Here is a 22,908-nt window from a genome sequence, read left to right on the forward strand (position 1 = left end):
GCTGGCGACCATAGCAAGAGTGAACCACCTGATCCCTTCCCGAACTCAGAAGTGAAACCTCTTTGCGCTGATGGTAGTGTGGGGTTACCCATGTGAGAGTAAGTCATCGCCAGCTCATTATTCAAAATCCCCCTGCTAATCAGCAGGGGGATTTCTTTTTTTATAAAAAGAAAAAAATAAACGAATTACATCGTTATCTATATGAGTCATGCGCAGCACTCAACTATAGATACAGTCTTATATCTATCCAGACTAATTATCCGATACATCTGCTAGGGGAATATAGTGCAAATTCTATCTGCTCTCTTTGTTGGTTTGACACGCCATTAAACGATGATGATTTTGGCAGATATTGTCTGATCAGACCATTCGTATTTTCATTTCTCGCTGGCTGGATAGACTTGTATGGATCAAAAGTCACGCTATAAGTATGACTCATCTGTGAATGTTCTAATGCACAGCTAATCGTTTTAGATGAAGTTCTCGTTTGACCTAAATGAACGACATGAACATACAGGCTCTTGAGTTCAACCAAAGTTAAGAATACTCCCTGATAATTCTTACCTATTACAGTATCACCTCCGAGGTCTCCTAAACGTTGTCGTTGATCAACAACCTCGTCTCGGCACTGAATACTAGTTTTATCAAAAACTTATCCTCTAATATCGGTATTTCTATAGCCATGTTTACGATATTTTTTTGATATCTTAAATGAAGATGAAGTTTTAGCGCCTTTTGATTTACTTTGATAAATATACTGGTAAATCAACTCATGTGAAGATACATCTAATCAATCCCATTATGTTAAAGCACCTGGAATTTTTTCAGGTGACCAGTTTAAGCCAATCAAATAATCAATATAAGCGAAAGCACACACAATTATTTGTGATGAAGGATGATACTGTCTTTGATTTGCAAATTTTGCTGCTTGTTGAGCTCTATATCCACATTGCCCAGTATTTCTTTTTAATTCAGGATAGATGGTTGATCGTGAACGTCCTAAGTCGAGCAAGCGTAGCGATTAAACTATTACTTTTTAAAGTTGCATAAATTTCGCATCTTATCATCTTGATAAAGTTGAGTGCATTTCTTCATTGTGTGCTTTTCAATTGTGACTTAAAAAAGTCTAATGATTCTATGAATGCTCCTAACTTTTTCAACAAACTACAAATGTGTCACACTTGTGACTTGAATCTGCGTAGATTAAACAATTTAAAAACTATAATTAACTCATCAATAAAAACCAAAATTGAGTTTATAGTTGAAATATGGATAAATAGTTGGAATTGATCTTCATCCAAATTAATGAAATTTATAATTTAAATTTTTACAAGAGTTAGTTATTTTTTAAAGAAAAGAAGTTATTATCAAGAGAGCTATTTGTTGTTCTGGCTCGTATTAAACTGCTTAGGAATTTATCTTTCATTAAATATGCTTTGATTTTATTAAGTAGGGTTAAACTAACCATTACTTATTAATATTAATCAATATATTTTAAGCAAAATAGCCTAAGCGGTTTTGGGTCAATTCGTTTTCTTTAGAGATTAAAGTGCACTTTTTAAAGCTTGTTTATGTTGTTTAACTTGCTTGGCATAGCGTTTACCTTGTTTTTTCATCTTACGATTATTTTCGTAATTTGAAGGTCCAACATTGTAATAAGCGAGTGCTTTTTCCCAGTCTCCTGCGGATTGATGGTATTTAGTTAAGATATAGGATCCACATTGAATATTATTATTTTCATTATATAAGTTGCCTGGACAAGTTTGCTGCCAGTAGCGTGGCATCACTTGCATGAGTCCTACTGCACCTGCAGGCGAGACTGCCTGACTCCGGTATGTCGATTCCTGGCGAATTACAGCAGCAACTAAAAGTGGATCTAGCCCCTGACGTTCTGAATGTAACACGATCATGGGAGATACTCGCTCAGCAGTACTGGCAGGTGTTGAATAAGCAGTCTGAATACCTTTTGATAATTTGGCAGCACGTTTTTCTATAGATCCGCCACCTAGGGATGAGCACCCAGTAAAAACTAAAGTAGTGAGTACAATAGAAGAAAGTTTAAATGAAGTCGAACGAGATAATGAAGATTTAAGATTAAAATCAGTGAAATAACGAGAAAAAAGCAAAACTTAAGTTCCATGCCTAAATTACACGTTTAGATGGTATGTAAGCAATCCATTTGAGTCAACCCGAGAAACAGTAAAAACTCTCTATTTTTAAATGGGGCTATAAAACTTTAAACGACTGAATTGATAAAACTTATATTTTGCTTTCACTAGGCTACAATTTAAATAATATCTTATTGATTTATATTTTTTTAAATTGATATTGCAATCAATCAGTAGACCTCTTGCGAAAGTCCTTATTGCGAGTTTATTCGGTTTACTAATGCAGCGATTAAATTAATGCGTAAGCCGAATCTTTTCCGTCTATTTCGATAGCGCTCACTCAATATTCTAAATGTTTTCAATTGACTATTGATGTGTTCGATCACAACTCGTATTTTTCCAATCATGTTATTGTACTTTTTCTCAACATCAAATAAGGGGAAATTCTTCTGTTTCTTTATTGGCATCAATAATTTAAAGCCGTCTTGCTCTAATCCGTAGTATCCTAAATCGGTAATAACATATTCACAATGGTTAAATTTCTTAACCGTTGTTCTTGTCAGTTTAATGTCATGCTGACTGCCATTCGATATATCTAGCCCTATGATTTGTTTATTCTTCGGATGATAGATCACTTGGGCTTTTAGCGTATGTTTCTTCTTTTTACCACTGTAGAACTTACTCTGATTTTTTTTCGGGCGTTCAATTGAACATTCTGTAGTATCAATAATGACCCAGTTAAAGTGTTCGTCTGCTGTGGTAATGCTTCGTTTTGGCAGGATAAAACGTCTTGATTTCATCAATGCATTTTCAACCTTTTTAATGGTTCGATTCACATTACTTTCAGCGATATGGTAATTTGCCGCCAATTCCAGTTGAGTACTGTAGTTTCGTAAGTAATTGAGAGTCAATAACAACTGATCCTCTATATCTAAAGTATGAGGACGACCTGATTTCTTTTTGAGTGATTCTGCTTTTTCTAAGACCTCAACCATTTCAGTAAAAACTTGTCGAGGTACGCCAACCAAGCGTTTGAAGTCAGAATCTGAAAAACGATTTAATTTTTGATATCTCATGAAATTTATATTGAGGCAGTTTTTACTTTCGCAAGAGATCTAGTCTATACAAGTACTACCGCAATAAATAATGCAAATTACTTAATTTAAAGCTTTTTTAACATCCAGATTTCACAGGCTTCACTATGTCCAGTATTTCCTTTAGGGGAGTCTAAATGCTCAAATCCCAGTTTTTCATACAGTCTGACTGCCTGCCACAGCGCTTTAGTGGTTTCTAAATAGACTGAATTAATGTGATGCGCCTGTGCAAATTCAAATGCTAACTCTAAAACTTTTTTAGCTAATCCTTGCCGACGGATTCCAGGTAGAAAGTACATTTTTTGAATTTCTAAAATATTTGCATCACCTTGCAGTGGAGCAATTCCACCACCACCATAGATTATATTTTGTTTATCTATAATTACCCAATAAGCTGAATTGGATTGCTGATAAACCTGATAAAGTTTATCTAAAATAGAATCCCCTACAGCAAAACCGGATTCAGCTGCCAGTCCAAATTCTTGGGAAACACGACGAATAATGGCAGCAATTTGAGCATTATCTTCAGGTTGGATTAGGCGAATAGAATACATATAAATTTATTGAATGGTGAAATAAAAAATGATGAATTTTTATAGCCTTAAATGCTTAAAAAATCCACCATTTAATCAATTTAATTGTTTGATTTATCAGCAAAGTAAAAACTATTTTAATTCACTAGAGGATTTATTCAGTTCACGTCGGGCAATAATCAGTTGTTGAATCTGTTGAGTACCTTCAAAAATATCCAAGATTTTGGAATCACGTGCCCATTTTTCCAGAAGTTCGGTTTCATTGTAGCCTAATGTAGCTGCCAGCTCGACGCATTTTAAGGTGATTTCATTACCGATCCGGCCAGCTTTGGCCTTAGAAATTGAAGCTTCACGTGAATTAGGTTTGCGATTATCTGCCATCCAGGCAGCTTTTAACATCAATAAACGTGCTGCTTCCCATTCCGCTTCCATACGGTAAATCTGTGCAGCGATATTGGAACTTTGTAAATATGGCGTGCTGTAGTGGGCATCTAGTTCATCTTTGAAAATTTCTTTAATACGCTCCAGAGATGCTTTTGCGCAGCCAATTGCCATGGCAGCGACCAATGGACGGGTATTGTCAAAGGTTTCCATTACTCCCGCAAAACCTTTGGCGACATCGATCTCCTCATGCCCTAACAAGTTGGCAGCTGGAACACGGCAGTCAATAAAACTAATTGCTGCGGTATCTGAAGCTTTAATACCCAGTTTATGTTCCAGACGCTCAATCTTCATGCCAGGCGTATTTTTAGCGACCACAAAAGATTTGATGGCAGCACGGCCCAGTTTTTTATCCAGAGTTGCCCAGACTACAACCGCATCGGCACGTTCTCCAGAAGTCACAAAAATTTTCTCGCCATTCAGAATATAGTCATCGCCATCTTTTGTAGCCGTAGTACGAATGGCTGCCGAGTCTGAGCCACAACCCGGTTCTGTAATTGCCATAGCCGCCCAAATTCCCTGAAAGCGCTGTAACTGTTCATCATTGGCAACGGCAGCAATTGCAGAGTTTCCTAAACCTTGACGTGGCATGGATAACAATAGGCCAGTATCGCCATAACACATCTCGACAATACTGAGCGCTGTAGACATATTGACGCCATTTTTATTACTTTCGTCGCTATCACCGCGCTTGTTCACCGCAGCACCGGCATTCATGCCTTCACTACCTTGATTCATGCCATCGACGACAGAAGCCAGCATGTCCAGCTCTTTGGGATAAGTATGTTCAATTTTGTCATATTTACGTGAAATAGGGCGGAGTACATTTACTGCAACTTCATGAGCTTGATCAATCAGCATTTTAAATTTTTTAGGATTTTGTAAGTTCATCTCTTTTTTTCCTTATTTTTGCTTACGCGTGCAAACCAGAATGCAGGATGGCAGTTGCTCTTAAATCCCGATACCAGCGTTCGACCGGATGTTCCTTGGTAAAGCCGTGTCCTCCGAGAATCTGTACGCCATCCGTACCAATTTTCATAGATTTTTCTGCACACAGCAGGCGTGCCAGATAGGCTTCACGATGAAAATTCTGACCAGATTCAGCCAGACTCGCAGCATTTAGGATTAGCATCTGCATGGCATCTATTTCAATTGCCATATCAGCAATCATAAAAGCCACACTTTGACGATGTGAAATTGGTTCACCAAAAGCCGTCCGTTCATTGGCATACTGTATGCAGTATTTTTTCACAGCCTCACAAGTACCGACGGCCATCGCGCACCACATTAAATTGCCTAGGTCCACAAAAGCGGTGTAATCAAAATCTTCATCTCCTAAGCGCTGAGCCGGTGTGTTGTCAAACTTCAAGCTCATGGTTTGAGTGGCTTTTAGGCCCATGGCTGGAGATTTTTGTGCAGTAATGGTCTGGTCACGCTGTACAACAAAGACGTCGGCCGTTCCATTCAAACTGGCACTGACCAGATAGAGGTCAGCACTTTCTCCCAGGATGACCAGCGTCTTTTCCCCATTGATCAGATAATGATTCTGATTGGGGGTGGCTGTTGTCTTTAGCTGATATGGATTAAATGCGGCAGTTGCTTCCTGTACTGCAAAAGTGGCTTTTAGCTGAGGGTCTTCAGTAAAGGCAGGAAGATAATCTGTCTGAATCTGTTCCGAACCCCAGTGAGTAAGGGCATTGATGACACTAAAGGTAGATAGCAACCCGGCTGTCAAGCTGAAATCACCTTGGGCTAGACTTTGGGCAATCAGAACATTACTGACAATATTCTGCTCTGATGCCACCCCACCTAAAGCTTCAGGAAGGGCATAAAAGTTGAGGCCTAAATCAGTTGAATATTGCCAGAGTTCCTTGGGGAAGTTTTCATGGTGATCTGCCTCATGTGCCAGAGGATAGAGCACTTCTCTGGCAAATTGCTGCATGGCATCACAGGTCATTTGCTGTTCTTGCGTCAAGTTTAAGTCAAATAGTGATTTGGACTGATGTGGGAGACGTTGCTTTTGGAGTGTTTGACCAGATTTTAGGATTTTTTGTGTCTGGCTGAGCGTCTTAAAGCCAGCCTTTGAGCTTTGATACAGAGATTTTTCTAAAAGTTTTCGTAACCTGAATTGGTCAAGTAAATCGCTGCCAGCCACTCTGGTCAGAAGAGACAAGCCAAATCCTTGAGCTTTATTTACTATATTATTCATTCTGATTATCCTGTGGAATATTATGTTATTTTCTTAATGCTGACACGTAGTCGGAGAAAAAACCATGTCATCAATGACATGAAATATTGTCAATTTACAATCAAATCAAAATGATTAACTAAAGAATTAAATAGATGAAAACTAAGAGAAAAATAAAATATTTGAAATTTTGAATTTTATAATAATTGACCCGGATGACAGAATTATCCGGGTCTAGGCTTAAAGCTCAAAGCTGGTTTTAATACATCAGAGGTAACGTTTAATCATGCTGCGTACATTAGTTCTGGCATCAATCACGGTCATAAAAGTATAGGCACCAATGAATTTACGGCTAATAAACATAAATTCTTTGGGCGGGACACTGAAATAACGTGAAGCCATTGATTTTGAAGCTTGCTGCATCACACGGCTATGTAGCTGGCTTTTTTTCCAGTTATAGCGGTCATATTCATCCATAACTCCGGCAGGCAGGTCTTTATTATTAAGGGGTGAACTAAATGCTTCAGTGGCTAATAAAAAGACTTTGGCCATATCCGGTTTAATGCTATGCGGGATCGAGTCAAAGAACTCATAACCGGTCATTGCTTTCACCATCATATCCGCATCATGATGATAACCTGCCTGAATCAGGTTGCGCGCAACGTTTAGCAGGTGCTGGTCAAACTGACGAATTGCCCCAAAATCCAGCAGGACAATTTTGTCGCTAATATTTTCACCATTACCTAAGCGAACCAGGTAATTACCGAAGTTTGGATCGGTCTGCATCTCGCCCCATTCGAAAATTTCACGCACAGCAATTTCTAGAGATGCTTCACCAAGCTGGTTGCGGCGTTCCTGAGGCAGGGACAGCATAACGGGACTATTAATTGGCACACCACGTTCAAAGGTCATGCACAGCACACGGTCAGTACAGTATTGATCGATAATGGTAGGCACGATATAACGCGGATCTTCTTTTAAACGAGCAGCAAAACGGCGCGTAGTGTCAGCTTCAATTTTATAATTGACCTCACGATGCATCATTTCGCGGACTTCATCGAACCACTGGTCGAATTCACGTGTCTGCGGCACCACGCGAGTGAGCTTCAGCATGTTCCTGAACAGGCTCATGTCGGAATCGATCGCTTCAGCCACACCTGGATACTGAATTTTAAGGACCAATTCCATGCCATCTGATTTACGAATAGCACGGTGAACTTGGGCCAGAGAGGCGGTACCCAAAGGTTCATGATCCACTGTCAGATCATCTAGCTTTGAACCCAGCTGCTGTTGTAATTGAGCTTTAATTGCCGGCCATGCCAGAGCAACGGTCTGGTTATTCAGGGTATTGAGAGCCTGAGTAATTTCTTCGGGCAGAAAATGTTCGCCATAAAGCGCCATCATCTGGCCAATTTTGACGATTGAGCCTTTTAGTTTACCAATTTCTGCAACCAGATAATCAGCCTGTTCTTTCATGGCTTTTTTGCGTTTTCTTTCTTTTTCTTCCTCGCTAGAGAACATGGAACTCGCGCTCGATGCCGCCCAGCGCGTACCTGCCAGTAAGGATGCCTTTGCGATCGATAAGCGTCGATCCATTGAGGAAGTTTTCAGTTGTTTAAGCTTATCGTTCTGATCTGACATGTAAACTCAATCCTTTCATCAGCATAAAGCAAAATAAATCATTGTAGTGAATATTACCGTGTCTACAGATATTAAAACAGTTTGAGCCGTTGAATTCACAGTAAAACCTTAGCAAGATTTGGTCACTTACCAACTTAGACCAGTGTAGGACAGCTATTATGACATTTGAAATTGGATTTTTAATTCAGATCGTTGCTGTAAGTGTTGTTTATTTGTTTGAATGTGTTGATGAATCAGACCCTGCACTACTTCATGCATAAAGCCCAGTGCATAACCTTTTACAATAACAATACTGGGCAAGCTAAAGAACAGGTATTTGGCATCTTCCAAAGTTGCGCTATCAAATACACCTTGCTGTATTAAAGTCGTTTGTAAAAATATCTTTTCTTGCTGCACCTGAATGGATAATTGATCATTCCAGTAATTTTGGCGCATTGCCATAAGATTATTGTGCTTATAGCTCATAAGGTCTGGGCTCGTTTGGACTTTATTGCCAGATGATATGGAGGCAGATTACAGATTTTCAAACCTCTAAATGTGACATCTTTTTAAGCGAAAAAACGATAGGATTTTAATAAGGACTGGGTTAGTATCGGGCAATAATTTATACAAGATTTGTTGTTCAAGATTAATTTGAAATAGACCAGTTTGGCTAAAGGGGATATGATGCGTTTTGCATGTTTATTGGTTGCAGGTTGTTTGGGGGCATTGGGGCTACAGGTTCAGGCAGCAGAAGGTTATTCTAAGGCATATACTCAGTGTATGAACTTCAGTTATGGTAATACCGCGAAAGCAAAAAAATGTGTCAAAAAAGAATTGAAAGCGCAAAAAAAACGCTTAAAGAAGAATTATAAAACTTATTTGAAATTGAATTCGCCTTATCAAAATAATATCCGTGCTCAGCATACGCTATGGGAGCGAAAAATGTCCCAGCAATGTAATCTGGGAATGACCGGGCAATATGTACAGATTCAACAAGGCCAATGCAGGCTAGCGCTGGTCGTGGATCAGGCCAATCTGTATCAATCCCGTTCTTATATTAGAGGGCTTTAACAGGATTTTCAGGCCAATAAACCGGTCGAAGAGTTGTAGCCTGTATCAGAAACTAAAGGTTGAATGGATGTAAAGGCAGAAATCTGGCAGATTAACCAGCCATGGAGAATTCACGTTTTTCATGGTTTTGGCATTATAAAAGCCGTTAAAACAAGGTATCATAAAGCGTTTTAAAAAATGACCTTGGAGACGCCTTAAGTGGATCGACCGACTATTAGCCCTGAACATTTGCAGGAAGCCGCTGAAAATTTAACGACCATTCGTGACTTTGTTCGCTTTGGTGTTACAGCATTACGTCAATACGATGCGCATTTAGGCCAAGGTACAGAAGATTATTTTGCTGAAAGTTCGGCACTGGTATTACAAACCTTGTCGCTGGACTGGAATGCTGATCCAGAAATTCTGGATTCCAAACTGTTGCCGAGCGAAGTGGCTGAATTTCTCAATCTCCTGGAACGTCGCATCAATGAAAGAGTGCCAACTTCTTATTTATTGAATCTGGCTTATTTCTTCGGCAAACCGTTTTATGTCGATGAACGCGTCCTGATTCCACGTTCTCCAATTGTCGAGCTGATTGAAAACCGTTTTGCGCCCTATTGCCTGACTGAAAATGGTGAAAAGGGAGCAGCAGTAAATAACTTGCCAGAAAACCCGAATCCAAAAACACCGCAACGTATTCTGGACATGTGTACAGGTTCAGGCTGTATTGCGATTGCATTGGCTTATGCTTTCCCAGATTCAGAAGTAGATGCTACCGATATTTCCAAGGATGCTCTGGAGGTTGCACAGATCAACTGTGAACATCATAACAAGCAGTATCAGGTGGCACTGCTGGAATCTGATCTGTTTGCGAAAATTCCTGCTGAAAATCAATATGATCTGATCGTGTCTAATCCACCGTATGTCGATGCAGAAGATATGGCTGATCTTCCGGATGAATTCCATCATGAGCCAGAACTGGCATTGGCAGCGGGTCAAGACGGTCTGGATCTGGTGCGTAAAATGCTGGCTCAAGCCGCCGATTATCTTACTGAAGATGGTTTGATCGTGATTGAAGTCGGAAATTCGGAATGGGCCATGCGTCAAAACTTTAATACAGTTGATTTTTACTGGCTACAATTTCAGCGCGGCGGTTCAGGTATTTTTGCACTGACAGCAGCACAATGCCGCCAATATCGCGATTTATTCATTCAATCTGTTCATTCATAAGGAGTCGTTGAACATGGCAGGTAATAGTATAGGGCAACTCTTCCGTGTAACGACTTGTGGTGAATCTCATGGTGTTGGCCTGATGGCCATTATTGATGGGGTTCCACCAGGAATTGAACTGTCTGAAGCTGATTTACAAAAGGATCTGGACCGCCGTAAGCCGGGGACTTCGAAATTTGCAACTCAGCGCAAAGAACCTGATGAAGTTGAGATTATTTCTGGGGTATTTGAGGGTAAAACGACTGGAACTTCTATTGGACTGCTGATTCGTAATACTGACCAGAAATCTAAAGATTATGGCAATATTGCGCAAACTTTCCGACCTGGACATGCAGACTATACCTATACCCAGAAGTATGGTTTTCGTGATTATCGTGGTGGTGGCCGCTCTAGTGCGCGTGAAACTGCAATGCGTGTGGCGGCGGGTGCAATTGCCAAAAAATTTCTGTTTGAAAAATTCGGAATTGAAGTTCGTGGTCATGTGACGCAGATTGGCACTGAAAAAGCTGAAAAACTGGACTGGAATGAAGTGCCAAACAATCCGTTTTTTTGCGGTGATGTGGATGCCGTTCCGCGTTTTGAAGCCTTAGTCACATCTTTGCGTGAACAAGGCACCAGTTGCGGTGCGCGTCTTGAAATTATAGCTTCTGGAGTTCCGGTTGGTTGGGGGGAGCCGGTTTTTGACCGTCTTGATGCGGATATTGCTCATGCAATGATGTCGATTAATGCCGTCAAAGGTGTGGAAATTGGTGACGGTTTTGGTGTGGCTGAGCAGTTTGGGCATGAAACCCGTGATGAACTGACAACTGACGGTTTCCTTGCCAATCATGCTGGGGGAATTTTAGGCGGTATTTCCAGTGGTCAGGACATTCGTGTTTCGATTGCGCTGAAACCCACTGCGTCAATTACCACGCCAGGTAAAACCATTACCATTAACCGTGAAGATACAGATGTACTGACCAAAGGCCGTCATGATCCTTGCGTGGGTGTGCGTGCAACACCGATTGCTGAAGCGATGCTGGCAATTGTTTTGATGGATCACTTCATGCGTCATCGTGCACAAAATGCCGATGTCGTTGCGCCGTTTGAGCCAATTGAACCAAAATAATCTGCTTTTCATCTTCAGTAAATATAATTAAAGTCAGACTCCGGTCTGACTTTTTTATATTGAAAATAATGCAAAAGAAGAATATACGATTGGCAAGCAAGGCTGATATTCAGCAACTTACCATACTGATGAATACAGCTTATCGTACTCGGGGTGGATGGACGACTGAAGCAGGAATGATCAAGGGTGATCGTATTCAATAACAACAGTTATATGAATTGCTCAATTCAGCACATTTTCAGCTGTTTGTGTTGGAAATTGAAAATAAGCTTCTTGGTTGTATTGGCGTTAGCCTAAGACAGCAGGCAGCAGAGATTGGCAGTTTTGCTGTGGCGCCTGCTGAGCAAAACTCGGGTTATGGCAAGCAATTATTGGACTTTGCTGAATCCCATATTTTCGAAATATTTAAGAAGAAAGTGATTCAGATGTCAGTATTAAATGTCCGTACTGAACTGCTGGCATATTATCAGCGCCGTGGCTATCAGCTGACTGAAAAGATTGAGACATATCCACTGGATCAAAATGTCGGAGAACCTTTGATCCTGTTACATTTGCTAATCTTAGAAAAAATCATCAGACCAACATGATTAGTTGATAAAAAATCCAAGCTTTTTTCCACTTAAATTGAGTAGTGGGAAAGCTCCTGAATATGCTAAGTTTTCTGTTTAGTCTAAGCGACTTAAGATTAGGCAGAAAACAGACCAGGATGTCACATGCTGCATATTATTTTAACTTCTTTATTTCCTCTCATCGGGCTGATCAGTTTTGGTTATCTGCTGAAGCGTACTCAATGGTTGAGTGAAGATTTTTGGCGGGGTGCAGAAAAGTTAAATTATTATGTGTTATTTCCTGTAATGCTGTTCTTAAATCTGGCTGCCGCAAAGATTAAGATAGAGGTTATTCAGGATGTGGCTCTGGTGATTTTTAGCCTCGTGACTGTGGTCAATATTGCATTATATATTTTGCGACAGATTTACCAGATTGGTTATGCACGTTTCGGGGTCTATGTTCAGAGCTTGCTACGTTTTAATACCTATATTGGCCTCGCAGCAATCAACGCTTTGTTTCAGCAGCAGGGGATGACTATTTTTGCCGTCGTGATGGTATTGTGTATTCCGCTGGTGAATGTCCTGTCCGTACTGGCATTTACTCGTAGCCATGACATGCAGATCAGCAAAATCCTGATAGATCTGTTAAAAAATCCACTAATATTGGGCTGTATTGCTGGGGGACTATTTAACTTTTCAGGCTGGTCACTCTGGCCAGGTCTGGAACTGTTTTTAAAGCAGCTTGCCTTATGCAGTTTACCCTTAGGCCTGATGTGTGTGGGGGCTGCCTTACAATTCCAAGGACTTCAACGGGATATTCTACCGCTTAGTTTATCTACATTTGGACGCCTATTGGGCATGCCGCTGGCTGCATTTTTTATTTGTCAATTATTTGAAATTGATAGCTTAACTACTCAGGTATTGGTTTTGTTTTTTGCCTTACCGACTGCTTCAGCCTCTTATGTACTAACTCGGGTTTATGGCGGAGACAGTCAGCTGATGGCCAGTATAATCAGTGTACAGACGGTGGTGGCGGCAGGCTCTTTAATGCTAGTGCTTTCCTGGCTGATTTAACTTCAGAATCTTAAAGCCATATCACTGTATTTTTAACCTAGTAAATAGCCTAAGCAAGCTGGAGCTATTCTTTTTACTCTCGGGACTTTTTATAAATCCAGAAAATCTAAAACTGATTGATAGGAAAACTCAAATTCTTTCATCCATTCAATGTTTTTTATTGAATATCTGACACAGATACATCACGCTTTTCATCACGTGAATTAACATAAATAAAAACTCTCTTTTTCTATAAAATGATACATATATTGCTCAAGATAATAAAAATATTATTGCAGGAGAGAAATGCTGCTGCATTCACCGAAGGAGCAAGCTCCCAGGAAATTCTCAGGCAAAAGGACTGCAATAATATAAAAACTCTGGAGACAAGTGTTTAATTACTCATCGAAGGGGAAAGGCTGCTATGAGTGCTATACAGTGACCGAAGCTCTCAGGTATACCTGACAGATAGGAAGACATCATAAAGCAAGGAGGTGCCTATGCGTCATGTGGTCGTAATTGGAGCAGGCATTACTGGTATAACCACAGCCTACGAGCTGGCTTTACTTGGCTATCAGGTCACTGTGCTGGATCGTCATCTTTATCCGGCAATGGAAACATCCTTTGCCAATGGCGGCCAGCTTTCTGCTTGTAATGCAGAGGTCTGGAACCAGAAAGCTACTGTGCTGAAAGGCATTAAATGGATGTCACAAAAAACGGCACCACTTTTGCTCAATCCCGCTTTTAGTTTGCATAAATACAGCTGGCTGATGGAATTTTTGGGGAATATCAAAAACTATGAAGCCAATACCCGGGAAACGGTCAAATTGGCTCTACTGGCAAGAAAGCGTCTGTTTGAGATTGCCGAAATGGAGCAAATCGACTTTGATCTGGAAAAGCGCGGGATTCTACATTTTTACCATAATAAAGCCGATTATGATGTGGCGATTCGAGTGAATGACCTGCTGTGTAGCGGAGGGCTGGAACGTAATGCGATTAGCAATGAAGAAATCAAGCAGATTGAGCCTGCATTAACGGGGAATTACTATGCCGGTTTCTACAGTCAGCATGACGCATCAGGGGATATTCATAAATTCAGTACAGGTCTTGCCAAAGTCTGTATGCAAAAAGGAGTGAGATTCGAATTTGGTCAGGATGTGTTTGCAATAGCGTATCAGCTACAGCATGTCACCTTGAAATACCGGCCAAGTACTGAAAATGTACATGCAAATCGTAATGGGATTGTAGAGATAAAGGCAGATGCGATTGTGGTCTGTGCAGGGGTAGGTAGTTATCAACTGGCTAATCTGCTTGGTGAGCGGGTCAATATCTATCCGGTCAAAGGTTATTCAATTACAGTACAGTTAAATGATCAGCAAAGTCAGCACAACGCACCTTGGGTCAGTCTGCTGGATGAAAGTGCTAAAATTGTTTTATCGCGTTTAGGCCAAGACCGCCTGCGTGTTGCAGGAACAGCTGAATTTAATGGTTATAACCGGGATATTCGTGCAGACCGCATTCAGCCTTTGATCGACTGGACACAACGTAATTTAAATTTGTGTACCGAGCATGTTCTTCCTTGGGCAGGGCTGCGTCCTATGATGCCGGATATGATGCCTGTGGTACGTCAGAGTAAACGGGAAAGGATATTTTATAATACTGGTCATGGTCATTTGGGCTGGACCCTGTCAGCTGCAACAGCGGCTATGATTAGTCAACAGATTGTCCGGCAGTATCCTGCCTAAAAAGGCTTAACCCACTTCAGTGCCTTTAAAATAAGAAAGTGTTAGTGGGTAGAAAATTAATTGTCTAATTTACTGAAATATAATTAAATATTGTATAGAAATAATCGGTTTTAGTTATTTAGTCATACAGACGGTATATTCCATTAAAGCGTTCACAGCCTTTTTGTTGACTACTGACTTTCAAGATGGCTTTGTCATAGCGAAACTCATATTTGCAATCATGTTCATTGTCAAAAATCTGGGTTTTCGTGTCCGGTGTGCTATAGGCCAAAAAAGGAACAGTCTGTGTTTCAGGGCGGTTATTTGGACTACGATAGGCGATTCCTTCAATCTTGATGCGGTCTTTGCTCAGTTGGTGAATTTTGAGATGTACGGGCTGTTTGGCCATGTATCCATTTTCAAATTTCAGATAATGCTGGGTAAGGCTCTGGTTAAGAGAAATATAAATATTTAAGTCATCCAGACGCAGCTCAAACTGCTGCTTGAAACAGTCTAGGGTTTTACATTGCTGTATGCGTTTTGCCCATAACTGATGCGTATCTTTAAGTAAATACAGCGGCGCATCGGTAATTAAAAAAGCGGTCAGATATTGAGCGGCCAGTTTTTCCCGAGGCTCATCCAGATCTGACGAACACATTTTTTTTATCGCGGCATTATTATTACTTTGCTTCACGCAATCCGGTAATTCTGCATGGCTGCTGGTCGTCGCCAGCATTGCTGTGCCGAAACATAGGCCGATTATTTTCATCATATTTAGATCAGTTTTCAGTAGCATGATCGCTTATACTTTCACTGTGTTACGCTTGGTCTAACTATAGCGAAATAGAAACGTAGTATACAAGATTTCAATTGGTTATTTCTAAAGGATAAAAGCAGTGGTTGCACAAATTCGTATTGGTCAGGGTCTGGATATACACGCATTTGAGGAAGGGGATTTTGTGACCTTGGCGGGTATCCAGATTCCGCATACGCATGGCTTAAAGGCCCATTCTGATGGTGATGTGATTCTGCATGCATTGAGTGATGCCTTACTCGGGGCATTGGCACTGGGGGATATTGGTCAGCATTTTCCAGATACCGATCCGCAGTTCAAAGGAGCGGACAGCAAGGTGTTATTAAAACATGTCTATCAGTTGATTCTGGACCGTGGTTATATACTGAATAATGCAGACATCACGGTTGCCTGTGAACGTCCAAAACTGGCCAAACATAATCTGGAAATGCGTCAGAGCATTGCCAGTGTGTTGAATGTAGATGTGACTCAAATCAGTATTAAAGCCACCACTACTGAAAAATTAGGCTTTACCGGACGTCAGGAAGGTATCCTGGCCACGGCGACTGTCCTGGTTAGTCATCATAAATAACATCAAACAAATTGATGGGGATGAATCAGGGACAATTCCAGTTCATGGGTTGCTTTACGGCCTTGAAGCTGTAGGGCAACCGCGTGCATGAGTCCGGTCCAGGTTTCATTGGGTTCCCAGATTTCATGCAAATATTCCTGGGCAGCTGGCATATCTATATTCATTGAGTATTGACGGTATAAATACATCAGGCAGCTGACATGATAATTCTTTGAGCAATGTACCCAGACCATGTGCTGTTTTACCAGATGATCAATCAGATCAAGTACTAACAGACATTGATCGTCAGAAGGTCTTTCCCAGGAAATGGGCAGCTGGATATAGTTCAAACCCAGGTCAAGGCAAATTTTATCTTCATGTAATAAATGTTGGACGCTGTCGGTCAAAGCCACATTAATAACAGTGGATACGCCGTATTCTTTCATCAGTTTTAGCTGTTCGGCAGTCGGTTGGCCCGAGCTGAACAGATGCTCATGGATGAACTGAAAATTTTCAATTTGGCTGAGCGCAGTTTCAATGTCATTCATCAGATAAAATTTTCCTTGTGCAGAAAGAAAAACGCCATCTTGGCGATGGCGTTTGTCGGATCGTTTAACGGTTCGGTAAAACGTCTTTTAATGCCTCATGCATGTCGAGTAATACTTTTTCTGTAGTATCCCAGTCGATGCAGCCATCAGTTACTGATTTACCATATTCCAAATCGGCCAGATTGGCTGGAATATCCTGACGACCCCCTTTCAGGTGACTCTCTACCATAATACCAACAATTGACTTGTTTCCATCAAGAATTTGTTCGGTAATGTTTTTTAAGACTAGAGGTTGTAAGAACGGATCTTTATTCGAGTTGGCATGGCTGGCATCAATCATGATCTTGCTACTGACTTTGGCTTTGGCCAAAGCAGCTTCAGCATCAGCAACCGAGCCGGCATCATAGTTCGGCTTGCCATTACCACCACGGAGTACCACATGTGCATATGGGTTACCTGAGGTGCGAATCACAGCAACCTGTCCTTGATCATTCAAACCGAGGAAGCTATGGCCATGTTTAACTGATTGCATGGCATTGGTTGCAACTGTTAAACCGCCATCAGTACCATTTTTAAAGCCTACTGGTGAAGACAGGCCGGAAGACATTTCACGGTGAGTTTGGCTCTCGGTGGTACGCGCACCAATCGCTGACCATGAAATTAGATCCTGATAATATTGCGGAGAGTTTGGATCCAGGGCTTCGGTTGCACATGGCAGGCCCATTTCATTGAGTTCCGTTAACAGTTTACGACCGATACGCAGACCTTTTTCAATATTGAAAGAGTCATTCATATCCGGGTCATTGATCAGACCTTTCCAGCCCACAGTCGTACGTGGCTTTTCAAAATAAACACGCATCACGATATACAGCGTATCTTTGACTTTCTCGCTCAATACTTTCAGGCGTTCAGCATATTCGTGTGCAGCAGCCGGATCATGGATAGAACATGGACCAATGACCACAAATAGACGTTTATCCTGACCATCTAGAATATTGCGAATCGTTTCACGACCATGCAGTACGGTTTGATAAGCAGTTTCAGTCAATGGTAATTCTGTTTTTAACTGAGCAGGCGTTACCAGAGGAATCATGCTTTGGATATTCACGTCATCAATATCTGATGCTGAAATAGGTTTTGACTGTAGTGTATTCATTGCCGTCACTGGTTTGATCATACAAAAGGTTGTTTAATAGCCTGAATATAACATGAATGATGCGTCACTTTGTTATAAAAAAGATGAATATTTCTTTGAAAAAAAATTGATGAATCGGATAGTTAGTTTAAACAGGCTGTATTTTGTCGGGTTGAAGTATCACTGCGGATTCAACAGGTTGCACAGGTTTAGATTTCACCGGATTAAGCATGAAATTGATACCAAGAGCAAACAGGGTGATTCCCAGAATTTTGCGGATCAGTTTTTCCGGCATACGTGAGCTGAGTAAAGTACCGATCACAATTGCAGGAATAGAACCGACAAGCAACCATCCCAACAGATAAAAGTCTACATTACCTGAACTCATATGGCCAAGGCCTGCGACTAAAGTCAGTAATACCGCATGTACCACGTCAGAACCAATAATACGGATCATGGGTAAATTGGGAAACATCAAGACCAGTGCCATAATTCCAAATGCGCCAGCACCTACCGAGGAAAGGGTGACAAACACGCCCAGTATAATCCCCATAATCATGATCAGGACACGTTTATCATTGGCTTGCAGTTTGACATGCTCCAGTTCTTGGGTCATATCTGGAAATGCCTGTTTACGGTATGTATTAAATAGCGCTTCAATCTGGCTACGAAATACAATCGAGGTGCCGGTCAGGGTGAGCATGAAACCCAAAACCATTGTCAATACTAGTTTATAGTGAGCCGATTGGCTTAGATAATTATCCAGTACCCAATGCGTGGCAAAAGAAGCCGGAATACTGCCTACAACCAGCCAGATAACGATTGGCCACACAATATTCATTTTTTTGGCATGAACAAAAGAACCGCAAAATTTGGAAATGGCAGCATAGAGCAGGTCCGTCCCAATGGCGATATGCGGCTCAATCCGGAACAGGCCAATCAGGATTGGAGTCATCAGCGAGCCACCACCTACACCAGTAATGCCTACACAAAAACCCACCAGAACGCCTGCCAGAATAAATTCAATTGGACCAAACATGCATGTATGCCAAAATAAACAAACGAGCTTATCTTATGGTTTTTAAGCTTAAATTGTTGTCTTTATTGATGATTTACTTATTCTAAAAAAAGATAAAGATTTTATTGACTAAAGGTTGATTCTTAATATTCAAGTGATTAGTTCAATCTTACCAATGCAGTTTTAACAAATCTGAAGTGTAAAATTATAAAAGCCGAAACAGTGAGATTTTCTTGAATATTTAAACTCAGAAGAAATACAAGCTCTGTTTTCCATACAGAGAGCTGGAAACTTATTGGCACTGTGGGTTTCGCAAAGTACAGTTAATACAAGAATATTTATCTACAGGCTGTTTTAGGATTAGGCGATTTTCTTCAATACTTTTTAATACCTGAGCATTTTATCTTCGATCCTTTAGATAAGGAGTTCACTGCTTAAGATTACTTTTACCCCATCATTTTCTTTTATTTCGGCGGCTAGGTTCGCTGGATATTGCTTACTCAGGATTAAATTATGGATTATGTTAGAATCCTGTAAGGCTGACATTCAACACATCTGAGGGAATACACTTGCAAAAACGGAAACTTAAAATCGGAATCGTGGTGGGAGAGGTATCGGGAGATACGCTTGGTGCAAAGCTCATCCGTAGTTTTCGAGAGCAGGGTATTGATGTGGAATTTGAAGGGATTGGCGGGCCGCAAATGTTGGCCGAAGGCTTTAAGAGCTATTATCCAATGGATATTCTGTCGGTCATGGGAATAGTTGAAGTTCTCAAAGATATTAAAAAGCTGTTTGCCGTCCGTGATGGTCTGGTGGACATTTGGAGTAAAGATCCGGTCGATATTTTTATTGGTATTGATGCGCCCGATTTTAACCTGCGTCTTTCTAAAAGCCTGAAGCAGAAGCAGTTACCGATTAAAACCGTGCAATATGTCAGCCCTTCGGTGTGGGCGTGGCGTCAGGGGCGTGTGCATGGAATCAAAGCCAGTATTGATCTGGTCTTGTGTTTATTTCCTTTTGAAAAAGTGTTCTTTAAAAAGTGGGATATTCCAGCGGCCTTTGTCGGCCATCCACTGGCAGGTCAATTACCGCTAAAAAATGATCTGACCGAGGCTCAGACAGAACTGGGGCTGGATCCGGCATTGAAATACATCGCCTTGCTGCCAGGAAGCCGCCGCGGAGAGATTGAGCGTTTAGGGCCGTTGGTCTTGGATGCAGCCAACCTTTTACACCAGAAACATCCCGATTATATTTTCCTGGTTCCTGCCATTAATGAGGCACGCAAACAGCAAATTGAAAGTTTGTTGGCGCAATATCCGGCCAGTTTAACAGCGCGGGTACGACTCATAGAAAATAGCGGTCGCGAGTCAAAGATTGGCCGTCAAGTGATGAATGCCTCGAATATTATTGCCTTGGCTTCCGGGACCGCGACGCTGGAGGCGATGCTATTGCATCGACCAATGGTAACCTTTTATAAACTGCATTGGCTGACTTATCGAATTGCCAAACTGTTGGTGAAAATTCCCTATTTCTCATTGCCAAATATTATTGCGGGCAAAAAAGTCATTCAGGAACTCATCCAGTCTGAAGCGACCCCAGAAAAGCTGGCGACCGAAATTGAAAAGCTGATGAATATTGAAGTGGCTCAGATTCAGGTTATGCAGCACATCACCATGCACAAGCAGCTGCTATCCAGTAATAGTGAAGATCCTGTTAAGGCAATACTAGACTTAGTCCAATAATCGAACTTTAGTGCTCTGGCAATTGGAGCGATAGCGGGTTGGCGTTTGTTCAAACTGTTTTTTAAAGCTTTGACTAAACGCCGTCTCAGATGAATAGCCCACCAGATAGGCAATTTGCTGGATGCTAAATCCGCTATTTCTTAAATATTGGGCGGCTAGACGCAGACGGTGCTGTTGCAGATAGGCCAGAGGCGGCTCACCCACGACCTGAGTAAATAGTTGGGCAAATTTGGATCTGGACATGTGACATTGTCCGGCCAGACTTTCAACGGTCCAAGGTTGTTCCGGCTTGCCATGAATAACTGCCAGGGCATTCGACAGTTCAGGATGTGAAAGGGCATTCAGCCAGCTTGAAGCATCTTCCAGATTCAGAATATGATCACGGACACATTCAATCAGTAAGATACTGACCAGATGGTCCAAAATTTTATCACGTCCCGGACGCTGCTGCTGGGTTTCTTGGGCCAGAAACTGTAGGCCGATTTGTAGCCATTCCGGGGCCGTATCACCCAGAATATGCTGAATATGCAGATGCTTGGGTAATGCACTGAGCAAAGGTTTAGCCATCTGAATATCCATACTTGAGCGAATGGCCAGCATAAAACTGTGTTCTGCCGATTGATCCGGATTGAGATCTACACATTGCTGCGAATGGGTCGGAAAAAACGGATTAATCGGAAGGTATTCAGAGAAATCGGTGCTGTCCGGGCAAGACAGGCGGTGTGCAGTGCCCGCGGGTAATAACACCAGATCGCCTTGTTGCAGCTCCAACAGACTGCCGTCCATGAATTTTAATTGTGCCTGGCCGTGTAACAGTACATAAGCCAGCATGGATGGTTCATGCTGATAGGTAAAGCCACCTGGATGAAAGACCTTAATATAAAGGTATTCTGATTTCTCCAAATGAATATCATCAAAAATTTTACTTAAAGCATCCATGCCTAACTCGATGTGACTATTTTAGTCAGTTTATTTCAAATGATCTGGTGTTTGTGATTGAGGGCCAAAATTTGGCCCATGGAGCCAAAGACGCTGACATAGTTTTTCTGGACTTTAAATACTGTTCGCCGATGCTGAAATATTGAACTATATGTGCAGAGTAACATAAAAAAGGAGGGTCGCAATGAATGCCCCTGCACAAATTCAAACCGTTCAGTTCAAGCAGGATGCACCCGCACTCAAAGGGCGGCAACTGGATAAGAAACGTTTTGGCTGGCTACTCAGCCCCGGCTTACCTGTAATTGGTATGGGAATTCTGGCTGGTTATCATTTTGGCCCTAAGGCAACTAAAAAAGTTTTTGCCTTGGGTGGACCTTTACTACTGCATGTAATTATTCCGAGCTTGGATGCCCTGATTGGTGATGATGCCAATAATCCCGATGATGTGCAGATTCAGGCACTGGTTAAAGATCCTTATTATGACCGTATTGTGAAACTGTTTATTCCCTTACAAATAGCAGCTAATGCCTTTGCAGGCTATGTAGTGACTCGTCCGGAAGTGTCTTTGCTGGATCAGATCCTGCTTGGTATGTCGATGGGTGCGATTAACGGCATTGGGGTGAACACAGCTCATGAGCTGAGTCATCGTCCTCATAAAAAAGACCATTACTGGTCACATGCCAGTCTGATGCCGTTGGTCTACAACCATTTTCGTATTGAACATCCATATGGGCATCATAAGCGGGTAGCGACCCCGGAAGATCCGGCTTCTTCAAAAATGGGCGAATCTTTTTATCGTTTCTGGCCACGCACCGTAATAGGGGGGCTGAAATCCGCAGTTCAGATTGAAAAAAGACGCTTGGAGCGTAAAGGTTTAAAGTTCTTCAGTACGGAAAACGAGCTGTTTCATGGCTGGGCCATGAGTGCCTCTTATCATGCCCTGATGTTCAAGGCGTATGGCAAGAAACTTATTCCTTATACTGTGACGCAGGCATTTTATGGCATCAGCCTATTCGAGATTGTGAATTATCTTGAACATTATGGTCTGAAACGCGGACTAAAAGCCGATGGCAGTTATGAAAGAACATTGCCGGAACATAGCTGGAACAATAACAATATTGTGACCAACCTGTTTTTATATCAGTTACAGCGCCATTCGGATCATCATGCTTTTCCAAGCCGGCCATTCCAGGCACTGCGCCATTTTGATGAAGCACCGGAATTGCCAGGTGGTTATGCCACGATGCTGATCCCAGCTTTAATTCCACCTTTATGGTATAAAATGATGGATCAGCGCGTATATCAGCATTATCAAGGGGATTTGACCAAGGCTAATATTTTGCCTTCCAAGCGGGCTAAAATCTTTAAAAAATTTGGTGTGCTAGACAGGACAGTGGCCTAATTGAATTGGCTTTATTCTGTATGAGAAGTTTAGAAATACACGTTCTGATTTTGATTTGGC

The 22,908-nt window shown here is 41.5% G+C and carries 20 protein-coding genes, 1 rRNA gene, 2 pseudogenes and 1 riboswitch; of the genes and pseudogenes, 10 read left to right on the plus strand and 13 right to left on the minus strand.

The window, feature by feature from the left end; all coding sequences use genetic code 11:
- Positions 1–115: ribosomal RNA gene (gene rrf / locus E2K74_RS11220) — 5S ribosomal RNA — on the plus strand.
- 141 nt (positions 116–256) lie between these two features.
- Here the strand turns inward: rrf and E2K74_RS11225 are convergent.
- The 8 genes and pseudogenes from E2K74_RS11225 to E2K74_RS11260 form a co-directional block, all read right to left on the minus strand.
- A pseudogene (locus E2K74_RS11225) lies at positions 257–1,095 on the minus strand (IS30 family transposase).
- A 449-nt stretch (positions 1,096–1,544) separates the two neighbouring features.
- Positions 1,545–2,126 carry a lytic transglycosylase domain-containing protein gene (locus tag E2K74_RS11230; protein ID WP_151207619.1) on the minus strand — a complete coding sequence of 194 codons (582 nt, stop codon included), beginning with the start codon at positions 2,124–2,126 and terminating at the stop codon, positions 1,545–1,547.
- 236 nt (positions 2,127–2,362) lie between these two features.
- Positions 2,363–3,184 (minus strand): IS5 family transposase, encoded by an 822-nt coding sequence (locus tag E2K74_RS11235; RefSeq protein WP_151207621.1) that lies wholly within the window; start codon positions 3,182–3,184, stop codon positions 2,363–2,365.
- 86 nt (positions 3,185–3,270) lie between these two features.
- Positions 3,271–3,756 carry a GNAT family N-acetyltransferase gene (locus E2K74_RS11240; protein ID WP_151207623.1) on the minus strand — a complete coding sequence of 162 codons (486 nt, stop codon included), beginning with the start codon at positions 3,754–3,756 and terminating at the stop codon, positions 3,271–3,273.
- Positions 3,757–3,867: 111 nt separating this feature from the next.
- The gene (locus E2K74_RS11245; protein ID WP_151207625.1) at positions 3,868–5,067 is read right to left on the minus strand and encodes an acyl-CoA dehydrogenase family protein; all 1,200 of its coding nucleotides are present in this window, start codon (positions 5,065–5,067) and stop codon (positions 3,868–3,870) included.
- Between the two features lie 22 nt (positions 5,068–5,089).
- Positions 5,090–6,376 carry an acyl-CoA dehydrogenase family protein gene (locus tag E2K74_RS11250; protein ID WP_171480679.1) on the minus strand — a complete coding sequence of 429 codons (1,287 nt, stop codon included), beginning with the start codon at positions 6,374–6,376 and terminating at the stop codon, positions 5,090–5,092.
- Positions 6,377–6,631: 255 nt separating this feature from the next.
- Positions 6,632–8,005 (minus strand): ABC1 kinase family protein, encoded by a 1,374-nt coding sequence (locus tag E2K74_RS11255; protein WP_151207629.1) that lies wholly within the window; start codon positions 8,003–8,005, stop codon positions 6,632–6,634.
- Between the two features lie 156 nt (positions 8,006–8,161).
- Positions 8,162–8,470: a hypothetical protein gene (locus E2K74_RS11260; protein ID WP_151204378.1), complete on the minus strand. Its 309-nt coding sequence runs from the start codon at positions 8,468–8,470 to the stop codon at positions 8,162–8,164.
- A gap of 201 nt (positions 8,471–8,671) precedes the next feature.
- Between E2K74_RS11260 and E2K74_RS11265 the strand changes: the two genes are divergently transcribed.
- The 6 genes and pseudogenes from E2K74_RS11265 to E2K74_RS11290 all read left to right on the plus strand — a co-directional run bounded on the left by E2K74_RS11265 (position 8,672) and on the right by E2K74_RS11290 (position 14,721).
- The gene (locus E2K74_RS11265; RefSeq protein ID WP_151207631.1) at positions 8,672–9,058 is read left to right on the plus strand and encodes a lysozyme inhibitor LprI family protein; all 387 of its coding nucleotides are present in this window, start codon (positions 8,672–8,674) and stop codon (positions 9,056–9,058) included.
- A gap of 198 nt (positions 9,059–9,256) precedes the next feature.
- On the plus strand, positions 9,257–10,267 hold the full coding sequence (prmB, locus tag E2K74_RS11270) for a 50S ribosomal protein L3 N(5)-glutamine methyltransferase (protein ID WP_151207633.1): 1,011 nt from the start codon (positions 9,257–9,259) through the stop codon (positions 10,265–10,267).
- Positions 10,268–10,280: 13 nt separating this feature from the next.
- On the plus strand, positions 10,281–11,375 hold the full coding sequence (gene aroC / locus E2K74_RS11275; RefSeq protein WP_151207635.1) for a chorismate synthase: 1,095 nt from the start codon (positions 10,281–10,283) through the stop codon (positions 11,373–11,375).
- Between the two features lie 68 nt (positions 11,376–11,443).
- Positions 11,444–11,962 (plus strand): annotated as a pseudogene (locus E2K74_RS11280) (GNAT family N-acetyltransferase).
- Between the two features lie 126 nt (positions 11,963–12,088).
- Positions 12,089–12,997, plus strand: coding sequence for an AEC family transporter (locus E2K74_RS11285; RefSeq protein ID WP_151207637.1), 909 nt, complete (start codon positions 12,089–12,091; stop codon positions 12,995–12,997).
- A gap of 265 nt (positions 12,998–13,262) precedes the next feature.
- Positions 13,263–13,350, plus strand: a riboswitch (glycine riboswitch).
- Positions 13,351–13,476: 126 nt separating this feature from the next.
- Positions 13,477–14,721 carry a D-amino acid dehydrogenase gene (locus E2K74_RS11290; RefSeq protein ID WP_151207639.1) on the plus strand — a complete coding sequence of 415 codons (1,245 nt, stop codon included), beginning with the start codon at positions 13,477–13,479 and terminating at the stop codon, positions 14,719–14,721.
- A 118-nt stretch (positions 14,722–14,839) separates the two neighbouring features.
- On the opposite strand, the gene E2K74_RS11295 is transcribed toward E2K74_RS11290, so the two are convergent.
- On the minus strand, positions 14,840–15,496 hold the full coding sequence (locus E2K74_RS11295) for a hypothetical protein (RefSeq protein WP_151207641.1): 657 nt from the start codon (positions 15,494–15,496) through the stop codon (positions 14,840–14,842).
- Positions 15,497–15,596: 100 nt separating this feature from the next.
- Between E2K74_RS11295 and ispF the strand changes: the two genes are divergently transcribed.
- A complete protein-coding gene (ispF, locus tag E2K74_RS11300) occupies positions 15,597–16,085 on the plus strand; it encodes a 2-C-methyl-D-erythritol 2,4-cyclodiphosphate synthase (RefSeq protein ID WP_151207643.1) in 489 nt (162 codons plus the stop codon).
- Between the two features lie 2 nt (positions 16,086–16,087).
- Here the strand turns inward: ispF and E2K74_RS11305 are convergent, their stop codons facing one another.
- The 3 genes from E2K74_RS11305 to E2K74_RS11315 all read right to left on the minus strand — a co-directional run bounded on the left by E2K74_RS11305 (position 16,088) and on the right by E2K74_RS11315 (position 18,786).
- Positions 16,088–16,612: a protein tyrosine phosphatase family protein gene (locus E2K74_RS11305; protein WP_151207645.1), complete on the minus strand. Its 525-nt coding sequence runs from the start codon at positions 16,610–16,612 to the stop codon at positions 16,088–16,090.
- Between the two features lie 64 nt (positions 16,613–16,676).
- Entirely contained in the window at positions 16,677–17,768 is a 1,092-nt protein-coding gene (locus E2K74_RS11310; protein WP_151204388.1) for a 3-deoxy-7-phosphoheptulonate synthase, read from the minus strand.
- Positions 17,769–17,895: 127 nt separating this feature from the next.
- Complete coding sequence (locus E2K74_RS11315; protein ID WP_151207647.1) at positions 17,896–18,786, minus strand: sulfite exporter TauE/SafE family protein; 891 nt, start codon at positions 18,784–18,786, stop codon at positions 17,896–17,898.
- Between the two features lie 548 nt (positions 18,787–19,334).
- Between E2K74_RS11315 and lpxB the strand changes: the two genes are divergently transcribed.
- Complete coding sequence (lpxB, locus tag E2K74_RS11320) at positions 19,335–20,507, plus strand: lipid-A-disaccharide synthase (RefSeq protein ID WP_151207649.1); 1,173 nt, start codon at positions 19,335–19,337, stop codon at positions 20,505–20,507.
- Here the strand turns inward: lpxB and E2K74_RS11325 are convergent.
- Entirely contained in the window at positions 20,496–21,446 is a 951-nt protein-coding gene (locus E2K74_RS11325) for an AraC family transcriptional regulator (RefSeq protein WP_151207651.1), read from the minus strand. The genes lpxB and E2K74_RS11325 overlap by 12 nt on opposite strands.
- Positions 21,447–21,630: 184 nt before the next feature.
- Between E2K74_RS11325 and E2K74_RS11330 the strand changes: the two genes are divergently transcribed.
- The gene (locus E2K74_RS11330) at positions 21,631–22,848 is read left to right on the plus strand and encodes an alkane 1-monooxygenase (protein WP_151207653.1); all 1,218 of its coding nucleotides are present in this window, start codon (positions 21,631–21,633) and stop codon (positions 22,846–22,848) included.
- Positions 22,849–22,908 lie beyond the last annotated feature (60 nt).

Origin of the sequence: Acinetobacter sp. RF15B (assembly GCF_007558235.1) — a bacterium.
Classification (GTDB): Bacteria; Pseudomonadota; Gammaproteobacteria; order Pseudomonadales; family Moraxellaceae; genus Acinetobacter; species Acinetobacter lwoffii_C.

Excerpts from the sequence above, each read along its gene's own strand:
- E2K74_RS11245 (WP_151207625.1), bottom strand. The coding sequence starts at position 5,067 with ATGAACTTACAAAATCCTAAAAAATTTAAAATGCTGATTGATCAAGCT.
- aroC (WP_151207635.1), top strand. The coding sequence starts at position 10,281 with ATGGCAGGTAATAGTATAGGGCAACTCTTCCGTGTAACGACTTGTGGT.
- E2K74_RS11295 (WP_151207641.1), bottom strand. The coding sequence starts at position 15,496 with ATGCTACTGAAAACTGATCTAAATATGATGAAAATAATCGGCCTATGT.
- E2K74_RS11305 (WP_151207645.1), bottom strand. The coding sequence starts at position 16,612 with ATGAATGACATTGAAACTGCGCTCAGCCAAATTGAAAATTTTCAGTTC.
- E2K74_RS11285 (WP_151207637.1), top strand. The coding sequence starts at position 12,089 with ATGCTGCATATTATTTTAACTTCTTTATTTCCTCTCATCGGGCTGATC.
- E2K74_RS11260 (WP_151204378.1), bottom strand. The coding sequence starts at position 8,470 with ATGAGCTATAAGCACAATAATCTTATGGCAATGCGCCAAAATTACTGG.
- E2K74_RS11235 (WP_151207621.1), bottom strand. The coding sequence starts at position 3,184 with ATGAGATATCAAAAATTAAATCGTTTTTCAGATTCTGACTTCAAACGC.
- E2K74_RS11330 (WP_151207653.1), top strand. The coding sequence starts at position 21,631 with ATGAATGCCCCTGCACAAATTCAAACCGTTCAGTTCAAGCAGGATGCA.
- E2K74_RS11325 (WP_151207651.1), bottom strand. The coding sequence starts at position 21,446 with ATGGATGCTTTAAGTAAAATTTTTGATGATATTCATTTGGAGAAATCA.
- E2K74_RS11315 (WP_151207647.1), bottom strand. The coding sequence starts at position 18,786 with ATGTTTGGTCCAATTGAATTTATTCTGGCAGGCGTTCTGGTGGGTTTT.
- E2K74_RS11255 (WP_151207629.1), bottom strand. The coding sequence starts at position 8,005 with ATGTCAGATCAGAACGATAAGCTTAAACAACTGAAAACTTCCTCAATG.
- E2K74_RS11290 (WP_151207639.1), top strand. The coding sequence starts at position 13,477 with ATGCGTCATGTGGTCGTAATTGGAGCAGGCATTACTGGTATAACCACA.
- E2K74_RS11240 (WP_151207623.1), bottom strand. The coding sequence starts at position 3,756 with ATGTATTCTATTCGCCTAATCCAACCTGAAGATAATGCTCAAATTGCT.
- E2K74_RS11310 (WP_151204388.1), bottom strand. The coding sequence starts at position 17,768 with ATGAATACACTACAGTCAAAACCTATTTCAGCATCAGATATTGATGAC.
- E2K74_RS11265 (WP_151207631.1), top strand. The coding sequence starts at position 8,672 with ATGCGTTTTGCATGTTTATTGGTTGCAGGTTGTTTGGGGGCATTGGGG.